This is a genomic window from Corallococcus sp. Z5C101001 (genome assembly GCF_007352635.1).
Lineage (GTDB): Bacteria > Myxococcota > Myxococcia > Myxococcales > Myxococcaceae > Corallococcus > Corallococcus silvisoli.
Genome location: NZ_VKLU01000014.1, coordinates 138,703 through 152,475 on the forward strand (window position 1 = coordinate 138,703; position 13,773 = coordinate 152,475).

A 13,773-nucleotide genomic window follows, 5' to 3' on the forward strand; every position below is an offset into this window, starting at 1 on the left:
CCCGTGCCTCCGAGGGCTCCCGCGCGGCGGGATGTCCTCTCAGCGCATGCGGTGCGCCGTCACCGTCACCTCGTCCCGGTCGTGGTACAGCTGGCGGACGGTGAGGCCCTCCCAGCCCCCGTCGTCCACGAGCGTCTGGCGCACCCGCACGAGGAGCGGGTTCTTGTCCTTCATGGGCAGCTTGATGTTGGCCACCAGGTTGCGCGCCCAGCGGCGCCGGCCCCACTTGGCCAGCAGCTGCGCCACCTCCAGGGGCCGCCAGGCCATGTCGCAGAAGAGCCAGTCCGCGGGCTCCTCCGGGGCATAGGCGAAGGCGCTCTCCTGCACGTGCTGGGCGCGGGGGTTCTTCGCCAGCTCCGGCATCAGCTTCGCCGGGTCCACCGCCACCACCCGCGCGCCGCGCGCCACCAGCCGCTGGGTCCAGCCGCCCGGTGCCGCGCCCAGGTCCACGCAGACGTCGCCGCGCCCCGGCTCATGCGCCAGCCCGTCCAGCGCCTCCTCCAGCTTCATCGCCGCGCGGGAGGGGGACTCGCCCGCGCGCTTCATCCGCCGCCGCCCGCCCGGCGCCAGCGACAGGGCCTCGCGAGCGCTCACCGCGCCCGCCATCAGCACCCCGTCCGGCGCGACGCACAGGCCCACCAGCAGGGCCCCCGCCTCGCGCGCCCGGGCGTCGTCCTCCAGCACGCGCCCGGCCGGCAGCGCCGAGCGCACCGCCGCCTCCAGCGCTTCCGCACGGCCCGCCTGGGTGTTGCCGCGCGCGCTGTCCGGGGTGAAGGCGCGCACGAGCCAGGGCACCCGCGAAGGCAGCCCGGACAACGCGGCCACGATGTCCTCCACGGGAACCTGGGCCCCACCCGGGGGCGCCCAGGTGGCGAGGACCTTCTCCGCCGCCCGGCCGAAGGCGGGGGGCACGTCCGGCCGCCGCTCGGACTCCACCAGGGCGGGGCCCAGCAGCCGGGGGCCCGCGTCGGCCCAGGACAGCTCCTCGAACAGGTGCGCTTCGAAGCCCTCCCGGCAGGTCCACAGCCAGCGGCCCGGCTGGGCGGCCAGGGTCTGTGAGGGCATGGACGGCACCCGCGCCCGAGGTGGGATGCGCGGCGCGGGCGAGGCGATGGGGGCTGGCGCCGAGCGCCCGGAGGCCCCGGGGCGGGGTGGGGGGGCCGCCTTGGCCCCGGCCTTGCCTCCTGGACGGGGGCCGGGCTTCGGGCCGGCCTTGGGATGAGAGGGAGAACCGGAGCGGGCAGGCTTGCCGGGCCGGGAGGGGGCGCCTGGTCGGCGGGGGCCCGGGGAGGAGCGGCCGGAAGAAGTCTTCGCGGCGCGGGGACGGTGAATCTGCTTAGGGGACATTGCGTGGACTCGGTTCCGCTTTACTCTGGGCCACCGCGCGCCGGGCGGCCAGCCGAGAGGAAGTTTCGGGGGGCGCGCGTGGTTTTGGTCTGGTTCTCCCTTACATCTCCTGGGAATTCCCTTCACTCGCCGCGCTCCTTCGTGGATCCTCCGGCGAGAGAGCCAACATGATTGAATGGACGCTAAAGAAGCTCATCGGGACGAAGAATGAGCGCGAGCTCAAGAAAGCCCGCGTGAAGGTCGCCCGCATCAACGAACTGGAAGGCCGCATGAAGGCCCTCCAGGACGATGATTTCGCGCGTGAAACCGCCCGGATGAAGCAGGAGATCGCGAACGGCCGTCCGCTGGACGACCTGCTGTTCGAGGCCTTTGCCCTCACCCGTGAGGCGGCGCGCCGCGTCATCGGCCAGCGGCACTACGACGTGCAGCTCGTGGGCGGCATGTTCCTGCACGAGGGCTGCATCGCGGAGATGCGCACCGGTGAAGGCAAGACGCTCACCGCGACGCTGCCCTCCTACCTCAACGCGCTGTCGGGCCGGGGCGTGCACGTCGTCACCGTGAACGACTACCTGGCCCGCCGCGACGCGGAGTGGATGGGCCGCGTCTACAAGTTCCTGGGCATGACGACGGGGTGCGTGCTCCACGAGCTGTCCGACAAGCAGCGCCAGGAGGCGTACCGCTCGGACATCACGTACGGGCAGAACAACGAGTTCGGCTTCGACTACCTGCGCGACAACATGAAGTTCCGTCTGCAGGACTACGTCCAGCGCGAGCTCAACTACGCCATCGTCGACGAGGTGGACTCCATCCTCATCGACGAGGCCCGCACGCCGCTCATCATCTCCGGCCCCACCGAGGACAGCACCGACAAGTACTACCGGGTGGATCAGGTCATCCCGGGCCTCGTGCCGGACCAGGACTACACCCTGGATGAGAAGCACCGCGCCGTGGCCCTCACCGACGACGGCATCGACAAGCTCCAGAAGCGCCTGAACGTCGGCAACCTCTACGACCCGGGCGAAATCGAGACCCTCCACCACGTCGAGCAGGCCCTGCGCGCGCACACGCTCTACAAGCGCGACAAGGACTACGTGGTGAAGGACGGCGAGGTGCAGATCGTCGACGAGTTCACCGGCCGCCTCATGGAGGGCCGGCGCTGGTCGGACGGCCTCCACCAGGCCATCGAGGCCAAGGAGGGCGTGAAGATCGAGAACGAGAACCAGACGCTCGCCACGGTCTCGTTCCAGAACTACTTCCGCATGTACTCCAAGCTGTCCGGCATGACGGGCACCGCGGACACGGAGGCCGAGGAGTTCGCGAAGATCTACAACCTGGACGTGCGCGTCATCCCGACCAACCGTCCCGCGGTCCGCCGCGACGACCAGGACGTGGTCTACAAGACGGAGCGCGAGAAGTTCGAGGCCGTCGCCGGCCAGATTGAAGAGCTGCACAAGGCCGGTCAGCCGGTGCTCGTGGGCACGGTGTCCATCGCCAAGAGCGAAGTGGTGTCCAACTTCCTCAAGAAGCGGGGCGTGCCGCACAACGTCCTCAACGCCAAGGCGCACCAGCGCGAGGCGGACATCGTCGCGCAGGCGGGCCGCAAGGGCGCGGTCACCATCTCCACCAACATGGCCGGCCGCGGCACGGACATCCTCCTGGGCGGCAACGCGGAGGCCATGACCAAGAGCGCCATGGGCGCGCCGCCGGAGCCGCCGGAGGCCGTGGACGGACAGCCGCTGGACCTCACCGGCTACCAGCAGGCGCTGGCGGACTACGAGGCGCGCTTCGCCCAGACGAAGACGCAGAACGAGGAGCTGACGAAGCAGGAGCGCCAGGAGGTCATGGCCGCTGGCGGCCTCTTCATCATCGGCACCGAGCGCCACGAGTCCCGCCGCGTGGACAACCAGCTGCGCGGCCGCGCCGGCCGCCAGGGTGACCCGGGCGCCAGCCGCTTCTTCCTGTCGCTGGAAGACGACCTGATGCGCATCTTCGGGTCCGAGCGCATCCAGATGCTGATGGAGCGCCTGGGCATGGAGGAGGGCGAGGTCATCGAGCACGTGTGGCTCTCCCGCGCCATCGAGAGCGCGCAGAAGCGGGTCGAAGGCCACAACTTCGACATCCGCAAGAACCTGCTCGAGTACGACGACGTGATGAACCAGCAGCGGCGCACCATCTACAAGCTGCGCCGCCAGGTGCTCGCGTCGGGCGCGGGCATCCCCCTCGTGGAGTACGAGGAGGATGTGAAGACGCGGGTGAAGACGCGCTCCGAGCGCGTCATCTCCTGGGCGGACTTCCGGGAGATGGTGTTGGACGCGGTGGAGGACGTCGTCGTGTCCATGACGGACACCTACGCCCCCACGCGCAGCTCCGACACCTGGGACATCGCCTCGCTGTCCAACGCGGTGAAGGAGTCGCTCAACCTCGAGATGAGCTTCGAGGGCACGGGCAGCCGCGACGAGCTGCAGGAGCAGATCTACGCGGCGGCGGAGAAGGTCTTCACCGCCCGCGAGCAGGAGTTCAGCGAAGACTTCATGCGCTTCCTGCAGTACCGGTACCTGGCCACCATCGACCAGCTGTGGAAGGACCACCTGCTGGCCATGGACCACCTGCGCCAGGGCATCGGCCTGCGCGGCTACGGCCAGAAGGACCCGAAGCAGGAGTACAAGAAGGAGGGCTACGAGGGCTTCATGCAGATGCTCGGCGCCATCAAGACGCAGTTCGTCAGCCAGATGATGCGCGTCCAGGCCCGCTCCGCGTCCAACGCGGCGGAGGAGACGGCCCGCATCCAGCGGCAGCTCGCGCAGCAGCAGAAGCGGGCCGTCGAGGGCCGCGCGGACGCCGAGGGGAAGATCGAGGAGTCCACCGCCACGCCGGTCGCCCAGCGCGAGGCCGCCGCCGCCCCTGCCCGCACCGTCGGGCGCAACGACCCCTGCCCCTGCGGCAGCGGTCGCAAGTACAAGAAGTGCCACGGCGCCAGCGAGGCCAACGCCTAAGGGCGTCTTCGCGGGCTCCCCGTGGACCCTCCGGCGCGGTCGCCCTCCCCTGGAACGGGGAGCGGGGCCGCGCCGGTCGTCTTCCTGGAGGGCAGGGGAGCAGGCCCGGCGCCAGCGGGCCGGACGGGCGGTGTGCCGAAGCTTGCGCCCCTCTCGAGCGTTCTGCTAAGGACGCCGCGCCCCGTTATGGAAGGGGTCGGGCCGTACGCCCGGACGCAGTCGAAGCACCCACTACTCACACGCACGTCACCGGTCCCCGGTGCCCCTCCAGGGTGGAAGGGCAAGGGCCGGAAGTTGTCCGACGGGCGTGGCGGAACAACCGGAAGGTACACGCACCATGGATAGCCAGCAGGATACGCAGACCCAGGCCCAGGCGATGGCCGCCGCCAGCGGCATCACGATGCGCCAGCTCCTCGAGGCCGGCGTTCACTTCGGCCACCAGACCAAGCGCTGGAACCCGAAGATGAAGCCGTACATCTTCGGCGCCCGCAACGGCATCTACATCATCGACCTGCAGAAGACCGTGGCGATGGCCCGCGCGGCCTTCCGCTTCGTGGCGGACATCACGGCCCGCGGCGGGTCGGTGCTCTTCGTCGGCACCAAGAAGCAGGCGCAGGACGTCATCCACGAGGAGGCCGCCCGCGCCGGTCAGTTCTACGTCACCAGCCGCTGGCTGGGTGGCACGCTGACGAACTTCAAGACCATCAAGCAGGGCATCGACCGCCTCAAGACGCTGGAGAAGATGGCCGAGGACGGCACCTTCGAGCGCCTGCCCAAGAAGGAAGTCGCCCAGCTCGACCGCGAGCGCGAGAAGCTGGAGAAGAACCTGGGCGGCGTGAAGGACATGGCGAAGCTGCCCCGCTGCGTCTTCGTCATCGACCCGAAGAAGGAGCACATCGCCATCCACGAGGCCACCCGCCTGGGCATCCCGGTGATTGGCCTGGTGGACACGAACTGCGATCCGGACGGCATCGACTTCGTCATCCCGGGCAACGACGACGCCATCCGCTCCATCAAGCTCTTCACGTCGAAGATCGCGGACGCGTGCCTCGAGGGCGCGGCGCGCTACCGTGCGTCCGGCGCCGCCGAGCGCGACGAGCAGGAGGAGCGCGAGGGCCGTGACGACCGCCGCGACCGCGACGACCGCCGTGGGCCGCGCCGCAATGACCGCCGCGACCGCGATGACCGCCGGGGCGGTGGTGACCGCGGCGGCGAGCGCCGTGGGCCCCTCGTGGAGATGAAGGGCGCCTCCGCCGCCCCCGTCGCCACCGAGCAGGCGCCCGAGGGTGGCGAGGGCACGTCGGCGGAGTAACCGCCCGTCCCTTCGCGTTCCCCAGCAGCTTCCGGAGTCGGCCGGGCGGCACCTTCCAAGGCCCGCTGTCCGGCCGTCTCCGTTTTTTCGTTCCAGCGTTTCCCCCCTTTGAACTCAGGCCTCCGCCCCCTGCGCACGCCGCCGGGCTCGGAGCAGACGAAGAAAGAGACACGACATGGCTGAAATCACTGCCCAGATGGTGAAGGACCTCCGCGAGCGGACCAACGCCGGCATGATGGACTGCAAGAAGGCGCTGGCCGAGTCCGGCGGCGACTTCGCCAAGGCCGAGGAGTGGCTGCGCAAGAAGGGCATCTCCAAGGCCGAGGGCAAGGCGGGCCGCGTCGCCGCCGAGGGCATCGTCGGCACCTACGTCCACGGTGGCCGCATCGGTGTCATCGTGGAGGTCAACTGCGAGACGGACTTCGTCGCCCGCAACCCGGACTTCCAGGAGCTGGTGAAGGACGTGGCCATGCAGGTCGCCGCGGCCAACCCCAAGTTCGTCCGCCGTGAGGAGGTCCCCTCCGACGCGATGGACAAGGAGAAGGAGATCCAGCGCGAGCTGCTCAAGCAGCAGGGCAAGCCGGAGGCGATGCTGGAGAAGATCCTCGTGGGCAAGATGGAGAAGTACTACGAGGGCGTCTGCCTGGTGGATCAGCTCTGGGTGAAGGACGACAAGAAGAAGGTCGGCGAGATGATCAACGAGCGCGCCGCCAAGATTGGCGAGAAGATCTCCGTGCGCCGCTTCGTCCGCTACGAAGTGGGCGAGGGCATCGAGAAGAAGAAGGACGACCTGGCCGCCGAGGTCGCCAAGACGCTGGGCCAGGCGTAAGCCACCCGCGCGTCGCACGGCTTCGCGCCGTCACCTGGGGCCGCGTGCCTGGAGCCCTTCCTCACGGGGAAGGGCGCTGGGAGCGCGGCCCTTGGTATTCCAGGACCCTCCGCGCCCCCCGGACGCCCTGCACCTGACGGTGCGGCGCGCGTCACGACTTCCGTCGTTGCTTGGGCGCGGGGCGGGGGATAGAAGCGGACGCGTATGTCCGAATCCACCTCTCCCTACAAGCGCATCCTCCTCAAACTGTCGGGCGAAGCCCTGATGGGCGAGGGGAAGTACGGCATCCACCCGCCCACCCTCACGCGCATCGCGGAAGAAATCGCGGAGCTGTCGCGGGCGGGCATCGAGCTGGCCGTCGTCATTGGCGGAGGCAACATCTTCCGCGGCGTGGCCGGCGCCACCGAAGGCATGGACCGCGCGAGCGCGGACTACATGGGCATGCTGGCCACCTGCATCAACTCCATGGCGTTGCAGGACTCGCTGGAGAAGCAGGGCCTGAAGACGCGCGTGCAGTCCGCCATCAAGATGGAGCAGATCGCCGAGCCCTACATCCGCCGGCGCGCGGTGCGCCACCTGGAGAAGGGCCGCGTGGTCATCTTCGCGGCGGGCACGGGCAACCCGTACTTCACCACCGACACGGCCGCGTCGCTGCGCGCGATGGAGATCAACGCGCAGGTCATCCTCAAGGCGACCAAGGTGGACGGCGTCTACAACGCGGACCCGAAGAAGGACCCGGCCGCGAGGCGCTACCGGACGCTCACGTACATGGACGTCCTCAAGCAGAACCTCAACGTGATGGACTCCACGGCCATCTCGCTGTGCATGGACAACAAGCTGCCCATCATCGTGTTCGACCTGGGAACGCGCGGGAACATCCAGCGCGCCGTCATGGGCCAGGGCGAGTTCGGCACCGTCGTGGGTGCCTCCGAGACCGTCTGGGCCTGAACCCCGAGCAGGACTGCGACAACCCCCCTTTCTGGAGGAGACTGCAATGGCTGACGCCGCCGCGGAACTGAAGAGCCGTATCGACAAGTCACTGGACGACCTCAAGCGGGAGCTGGCCAAGGTGCGCACCGGCCGTGCGAGCACCGCCATCCTGGACGGCATCAAGGTGGACCAGTACGGAACGCCGACGCCGCTGGCGGGCGTGGCCAGCATCAACGCGCCGGAGCCCCGCCTCATCACCATCAAGCCCTGGGACAAGGGCGTGCTGAAGGACATCGAGAAGGCCCTGCGTGAAGCCAACCTGGGCATCAACCCGATGAACGACGGCGAGATGATCCGCCTGCCCTTCCCGCCGCTCACGGAGGAGCGCCGCAAGGACATCGTGAAGCAGGTGAAGGCGAAGGGCGAGGAGCACAAGGTCGCCATCCGCAACATCCGCCGCGACGCGAACGAGGCCCTCAAGACTCAGCAGAAGGACAAGAAGATCACCGAGGACGACCTCAAGCGCCTCACCAAGGACGTCCAGGACAAGACGGACGCCGGCATCAAGCAGGTGGACACGCTGCTCGCCGCCAAGGAACAGGAAGTGATGAAGGTCTGAGCGGCTTCCCGCTCCGAGCCGGGGGGCTCGTGGGACTTCCACGGGCCTCCTTGCCGTGCGCGGGGCGCGGCTTCAGGACGGGTAGACGAGGTCCTGGCCGGTGAGGTGCTTCACCACGCCCGCGACGAAGGCGAACAGCTCCAGCCCGCGCCCCTTGTCGTCCTTCCAGGTGCGCGTGGCTTCGTCGTAGTCGAAGTGGATGCCCTGGCCCTGGCCGGCCACCCAGAGCTGCCGCACGGCGCGCTGGGTGTTGATGATGCACTTCTCCCGGGACTGGGCCGTGAGCGTCACCATGTCGCCGGTGGCGTCGGCCTCCATCACGTCCGGGTCGAAGGCGTCCGCCGCCGCCAGGATGCGCTTGAAGGCGGCGGCGACGAGCGGGTTGTAGCGGGCTTCATCCATCATGGCCGCGCTCCCGGGGACGTCACTGGATGACGTCGAGGACCTGCTGGCCCGGGGCGGCGTAGAACAGGAACTTCAGGTGCTGGGCCGGGGGATTCTCCCCCTTCTCGCCGGGCACCTGGTCCGCCGTGCTGGTGGGCGTGTCCGGCCACTCCATGGCGATGACCGTGCCCGGGTTCACCGGCTTGGGGAACGACTGCATCCCCAAGAGGTGCGCCGCCAGCGCGCCCATGGAGGGCTGGTGGCCGACCAGGACGAGGTTCTCGTCGGAGTACTCCTTGAGCACGGGCTCCACCGCGCCCACCGGCATGTCCGGCAGCAGGCAGCGGTGAACGCGCAGGAGGCCTTCATGCTTCGTGGAGTAGGAGAGGATCTGCGCGGTTTGCACCGTGCGCACCAGCGGGCTGGTGAGGATGAGGCTGATGGGCCCCATGCGCTCCGACAGCGCCGCGAAGTGCAGGGCGACGTTCGCGCGGGCCTTCGCGGTCAGCGCGCGCGCCTCGTCGCCGAGACCGTCAGGGATCTCCGCGTCCGCATCGCCGTGCCTTACCAGGAAAATCCTCAAAGTCCCTCCACCGGTCGCGACAAGACCGCGGTTCGTACATGACCGTGGCCCGGTTGGTCAAAGGTAATGAGGCGAATGTTCAGTGCCCGGAACAGCCTGCCCATGGGAGGCGTTCGGGAACCGCCGCTCGCGGGGGCCTGCTGGAGCATACACTGCCCTCATGCCGGTGGCGTTCAGTGGAGGTGGCATGCGCAAGCCGTGGTGGTGTCTGGCCGTCGTCCTGGCCCTCTCCTCGTGTCGCAAGGAACCGACGGAGGGCACCCCGGAGGAGGGCAGCGAGGTAGGGGAGACGGTCGCCCGCCTGGAGGGTGGGGCGGCGGGAGACGGCGACGCGGCCGGACCCTTCTCCGTGACGAAGGCCAAGCTGGATGCGTACGTGGGCTACCAGCGCAAGATGCTGGAGGTCTACGGGTCGCTGATGCGGGGCCTGCAGGACATGGGGCCGCTGATGGACGCGGGCACGCCCCAGGCGCTGGAGGCGGCGCGCTCGGGCCTCAAGCTGATTGAGCGCAAGGCCCAGGCGGAGGCGGACGCGCGCAAGGCGGCGGGGCTGTCCACGGAGGAGGTCAACCGCATCGCGGAGGTCGTCACCGCCGTCATCAGCCAGCGACAGATGGGGCGCACGCTCCAGTACGAGGAGGAGCTCAAGAAGCTGGAGGCGCTCCAGTCGCGCATGCCCGTGGAGCAGCAGCAGGAGCTGGCGCCGCAGGTGGAGTCCATGCGGCGCCAGGTGGAGGCCTTCCAGAAGCTCCCGGAGGCGCGCCGTGACTTCGGCGACGCCAACGTGGACGTGGTGCTCACCCGCGAAGCCGACCTGACGAAGAACTACCAGGACATGCTCAAGGCCTTCGCGGGCGTGCGGCGCTGACCTAGACGCGCTTGAGCTGCGGGGCCTTCTTCAGCAGCTGCGCGAGGAAGGTGTCGCCCACCTTCTCCAGCACCGTGTTGCCGCGCAGGCGCTGGTTCAAGTTGACGAAGTCCACGTGGTCCAGCCGCTGGTCCTGGTTGTAGCAGGAGAAGACCCAGGTCTCCTTGCCGGTGACCGGGTCCACGTGCCGCTGGAGGCACTGGGCGCAGATCTCCTTCATCATGCACTGCATGGGCGAGTTGATGGACCCGATGGCCTCGTGTCCGGGCTTGAGGAACGGCTGGAGCACGCCGTGCCGCGCCTCGGCCACCGCGCGCATCATCCGGTCCGAGCCGATGGCGATGATGCGGTCCACCTCGCTCAGGGAGATGACCGGCGCGACGCCCAGCTTGCCCTCCGCGTAGGCCACCATCGCCTGCACCACGTTGCCCCGGAACGCCGTGTCCTGCGGACGGCGCACGTCCAACAGCTCCCCGGAGTCCACGGACCAGATGACCTGGTCGGTGCCGGCCTCAATCTCGTCCTGCTTGAACGAGTCCGACTTCAGCCGGTAGCCGGCGAAGTACACGACGCGGCAGCCCGCGGCCTTGAGCGAGCGCGCGATGGAGAAGAGCACCGCGTTGCCCAGGCCTCCGCCCACCAGCACCACCGTCTCGTTGTGGCCGATCTCCGTGGGCGCGCCCGTGGGGCCCATCAGCACCACCGGCTCGCCGGGCTTGAGCGCGGCGCACAGGCGGGAGGAGGAGCCCATCTCCAGCACGATGGTGCCCATGAGGCCCTTCTCCTTATCCACCCACGCGCCGGTGAGGGCCAGGCCCTCCATGGTCAGGCGCACGCCGTCCACGACGGGCGCGTTCCGCTCGAAGTTCTGGAGCCGGTAGAACTGGCCGGGGGAGAAGTGGCTCGCGGCGAAGGGCGCGCGCACCACCACCTCCACGATGGTCGGCGTCAGCCGGTTCACCGCGACGACCGTGGCGAGGAAGGCCTCGTCCAGCTTCGCGAAGTGGGAGGCGCGCCCGGCCTCGCGTGACGCCTGGGCGGCCGTGTCCAGGAAGTCCATGGCGGCCACCTCCTTCGCGAACAGGCGCGCCACCTCCGGGTGGCCGTCCTTCGCGCTGGCCATGGCCTTCACCACGTTGCCCGCGTAGGTCGGGTGGTTGTCGCCGTAGAAGGACACGAAGCGGCCGTCCTGCTGATAGGACGTGAAGAAGCCCACCTTCGCCTCGGGGTCCTCCTGCGCCTCCACCGGCTGGAGCGTGAAGCCCGCGTCGCCCTCCACCAGGGCGTGGCCCTGGAAGTACTCCTTCGCCTCGTCGAGCTGGAAGGTGCCCGGGTACTCCTTCTCGTACGTGACGTTGGGGGACGTGCCCGCGGCCACGCACACCGTCTTCGCCGGCAGCTCGAAGAACTGGCCGCTGCCCTTGAGCTTGCCGTCCACCGTCACCATGCGCTCGAAGCGGATGGCGCGCACCGCGCCGGTGTCGTCCGGCAGCGCCTCCGTGGGGCTCATCCGTTCAATGAAGCGGATGCCCTCCTCCAGCGCCTTGGAGACCTCCTCGTGGTTGAGGCGGTAGGCGGGGGACTCGGTGAGGCCGCGGCGGTACACCAGGCTCACGCCGCCCCAGGCGCGCACCAGGTGGATGAAGTCCGGCGAGCGGCCCTCCGCCTGGGCCTTCTGGCGCTCCTCGCGGACGGCGCGGCCGTGCTCCAGGAAGGTCTGATAGGTGGCGCGCTCCTCGGCGTCCAGGCGCGCGACGACGGCCGCCTCGCCCAGGTCCGCCGCCAGCTTCTCGTGGCGCTCCAGCGTCTTCTCCACCTGCACCGGGTAGTACGCCATCAGCTCCGTGGCGGTGTCGATGCCGGTGAGGCCACCGCCGATGACGATGGCGGGCAGCTGCACCTGGAGGTTCGCCAGCGAGTCGCGCTTGAATGCGCCCGTGAGCTGGAGCGCCATCAGGAAGTCGGACGCCTTGCGGATGCCCCGGATGAGGTTGTTCTTCATCCCGATGATGGTGGGGCGGCCCGCGCCCGCGGCGATGGCCACGTGGTCGAAGCCCAGGGCCCAGGCGTCGTCGAGGGTCAGCGTGCCGCCGAAGCGGATGCCGCCGTAGATGCGCAGGCCCTCGCGGCGCGCGAGCGTCAGGTGGATGAGCGTGAGGAAGTTCTTGTCCCAGCGCACGGTGATTCCGTACTCGGACACGCCGCCGAAGCCCTCCAGCACGCGCTCGTCCAGCTCCCGCGTGAGCGCGCGCCAGTCGCGGATGGGCGAAAGCGCGTGGCCGTTGCGGCCCACCAGCTCGTCGGGGAAGGGCTCGATCTTGAGGCCGTCCACGCCGGTGACGGCGAAGCCTTCGTTGAGCAGGTAGTGCGACAGCGTGTAGCCGGCGGGGCCCAGGCCCACCACCATCACGTTGCGGCCCACGTAGGGCAGGGCGTACGGGCGGCGGATGTTGAGCGGGTTCCAGCGGGTGAGCAGGCCGTAGATTTCAAAGCCCCAGGGCAGCTCCAGCACGTCGGTGAGGGTGGCCGTCTCCGCCAGCGGGATGTTCACCGGCTCCTGCTTCTGGAAGATGCAGGCCTTCATGCAGTCGTTGCAGATGCGGTGGCCGGTGCCCGGGCACATGGGGTTGTCCAGCGTCACCATGGCCAGCGCCGCCACGGAGTCCCCTTCGCGCTTGAGCGCGTGCGCCTCCGAGATGCGCTCGTCCAGCGGGCAGCCGGTGAGCGGGATGCCCAGGGGGTTCTTCTTGAACGAGTGCCCCTCCGCCACCGGGTCTTTCGCGGGGAAGCCCTTGCTGCAGGAGTCCTTCTGCCGCTCGTGGCAGATGACGCAGTAGTCCACCTCGTTCATCACGTCGCGAGGCGTGCCCCGGCGGTCGGTCAGCTTGAAGCCGTCGCGGTGGCGCAGGTGGTGCTCCAGGCCCTCCGTCTTCTCCTCCAGCTGCGCGTCCGGGCGCTGCAGCTGCACCAGCTGGTCGAACACCAGGGGCTTGGGCAGCCGCAGCGTGGGCCAGGTGTGGAAGAGCGCCTTGGTCTCCGGGTGCAGGGCCCGGGCGTACGTCCACCGGTCCGCCAGGGAGATGAGCGCGCGCACGGCCTGGAGCTCGGCCGCGTCGTCGCCCTTCGTCACCAGGCTGGAGCCGAACGCGTCCGCGCCTTCGGGGGCCGCGGTCAGCGCGGCGCGCAGGGCGGCCCAGCGCTCGCGCAGGGCGGGGGCGCGGTCCTGGTGCGCGGGGGGCAGGTTGCCGGAGTAGAGCCGCTCGATGTCGAGCAGCGTCAGGATGGACTCCGCCAGCCCCCGCTCCAGGTCGCCGTGGGTGAGCGCGTCCGGGAAGCCCAGCTGCATCAGCAGGCGCATGCGCCCGTCCAGCGACGGGAACTCGGCCAGCGCGGGACGGTCCTGCGCGCCCTTCTTGAAGACGCGGCGCGTGATGAACTCACGCTTGAAGTCGAAGAGGGGCAGCTCGCCGCGCAGGTGGCGGGCCAGCCGCTCGGACTCCGTGCCGACGCCGAACAGGGTGGCGACGAAGCGCGAGACGTGGCGGGCCACCTGGATGAGCAGGTCGGACTCCGCCGGTCCGGACGGCGCGGTGCCGCCGGACTTGCGATAGGCGTCGAAGGCCTGGAACAGGTCGGGGGCGTCGCTCTGGAGCTGCGCGTCGAAGCGCTCCGCCAGCCGGCGCAGGCCGCTGGGGCGGTACAGGTCTTCGAAGGAGAATCCCGGCAGGCCCAGGTGCAGGGTGGGGGGAGGGGCGGAGGCGGGGTCGTTCAGTGCGCGCATGTGACAGGACTTCAGGGGAAGTGAACCTGGAGCAACGATTCCAAAGGGGGGCCTATTTCGCGGCGTGCCGCCCGGAAAGCAAGGGGGCAGACGGTCCGGCAGGGCCATGGCGCGATGGACGCCATTG

At 69.5% G+C, this 13,773-nt stretch carries 10 protein-coding genes; 6 read left to right on the forward strand and 4 right to left on the reverse strand.

The genetic code is table 11. The annotated features are described in order from the left end of the window. Positions 1-39 precede the first annotated feature (39 nt). Positions 40-1,065: an SAM-dependent methyltransferase gene (locus FOF48_RS29010; RefSeq protein WP_143906843.1), complete on the reverse strand. Its 1,026-nt coding sequence runs from the start codon at positions 1,063-1,065 to the stop codon at positions 40-42. Between the two features lie 449 nt (positions 1,066-1,514). On the opposite strand from FOF48_RS29010, the gene secA reads away from it, so the two are divergent. From secA to frr, 5 genes are all read left to right on the forward strand, one after another. Continuing rightward, the gene (gene secA / locus FOF48_RS29015) at positions 1,515-4,340 is read left to right on the forward strand and encodes a preprotein translocase subunit SecA (RefSeq protein ID WP_143906845.1); all 2,826 of its coding nucleotides are present in this window, start codon (positions 1,515-1,517) and stop codon (positions 4,338-4,340) included. Positions 4,341-4,677: 337 nt separating this feature from the next. Continuing rightward, positions 4,678-5,652, forward strand: a complete 975-nt coding sequence (rpsB, locus tag FOF48_RS29020; protein WP_143906847.1) for a 30S ribosomal protein S2 — start codon at positions 4,678-4,680, stop codon at positions 5,650-5,652. A 175-nt stretch (positions 5,653-5,827) separates the two neighbouring features. Then, the gene (gene tsf / locus FOF48_RS29025; RefSeq protein ID WP_143906849.1) at positions 5,828-6,481 is read left to right on the forward strand and encodes a translation elongation factor Ts; all 654 of its coding nucleotides are present in this window, start codon (positions 5,828-5,830) and stop codon (positions 6,479-6,481) included. A 204-nt stretch (positions 6,482-6,685) separates the two neighbouring features. Beyond that, complete coding sequence (pyrH, locus tag FOF48_RS29030; protein WP_143906851.1) at positions 6,686-7,429, forward strand: UMP kinase; 744 nt, start codon at positions 6,686-6,688, stop codon at positions 7,427-7,429. Between the two features lie 46 nt (positions 7,430-7,475). Beyond that, complete coding sequence (frr, locus tag FOF48_RS29035; protein WP_143906853.1) at positions 7,476-8,030, forward strand: ribosome recycling factor; 555 nt, start codon at positions 7,476-7,478, stop codon at positions 8,028-8,030. A 72-nt stretch (positions 8,031-8,102) separates the two neighbouring features. Here frr and cyaY read toward each other — a convergent pair whose 3' ends face one another. Together cyaY and FOF48_RS29045 are read right to left on the reverse strand one after the other, a co-directional pair. Continuing rightward, positions 8,103-8,435 (reverse strand): iron donor protein CyaY, encoded by a 333-nt coding sequence (gene cyaY, locus FOF48_RS29040; RefSeq protein ID WP_143906856.1) that lies wholly within the window; start codon positions 8,433-8,435, stop codon positions 8,103-8,105. 19 nt (positions 8,436-8,454) lie between these two features. Beyond that, the gene (locus tag FOF48_RS29045; RefSeq protein ID WP_143906858.1) at positions 8,455-8,997 is read right to left on the reverse strand and encodes a histidine phosphatase family protein; all 543 of its coding nucleotides are present in this window, start codon (positions 8,995-8,997) and stop codon (positions 8,455-8,457) included. 187 nt (positions 8,998-9,184) lie between these two features. On the opposite strand from FOF48_RS29045, the gene FOF48_RS29050 reads away from it, so the two are divergent. Further along, positions 9,185-9,865, forward strand: coding sequence for a hypothetical protein (locus tag FOF48_RS29050; RefSeq protein ID WP_143906860.1), 681 nt, complete (start codon positions 9,185-9,187; stop codon positions 9,863-9,865). Between the two features lies 1 nt (position 9,866). On the opposite strand, the gene FOF48_RS29055 is transcribed toward FOF48_RS29050, so the two are convergent. After that, positions 9,867-13,646: an FAD-dependent oxidoreductase gene (locus tag FOF48_RS29055; protein ID WP_143906862.1), complete on the reverse strand. Its 3,780-nt coding sequence runs from the start codon at positions 13,644-13,646 to the stop codon at positions 9,867-9,869. Positions 13,647-13,773: the final 127 nt, after the last annotated feature.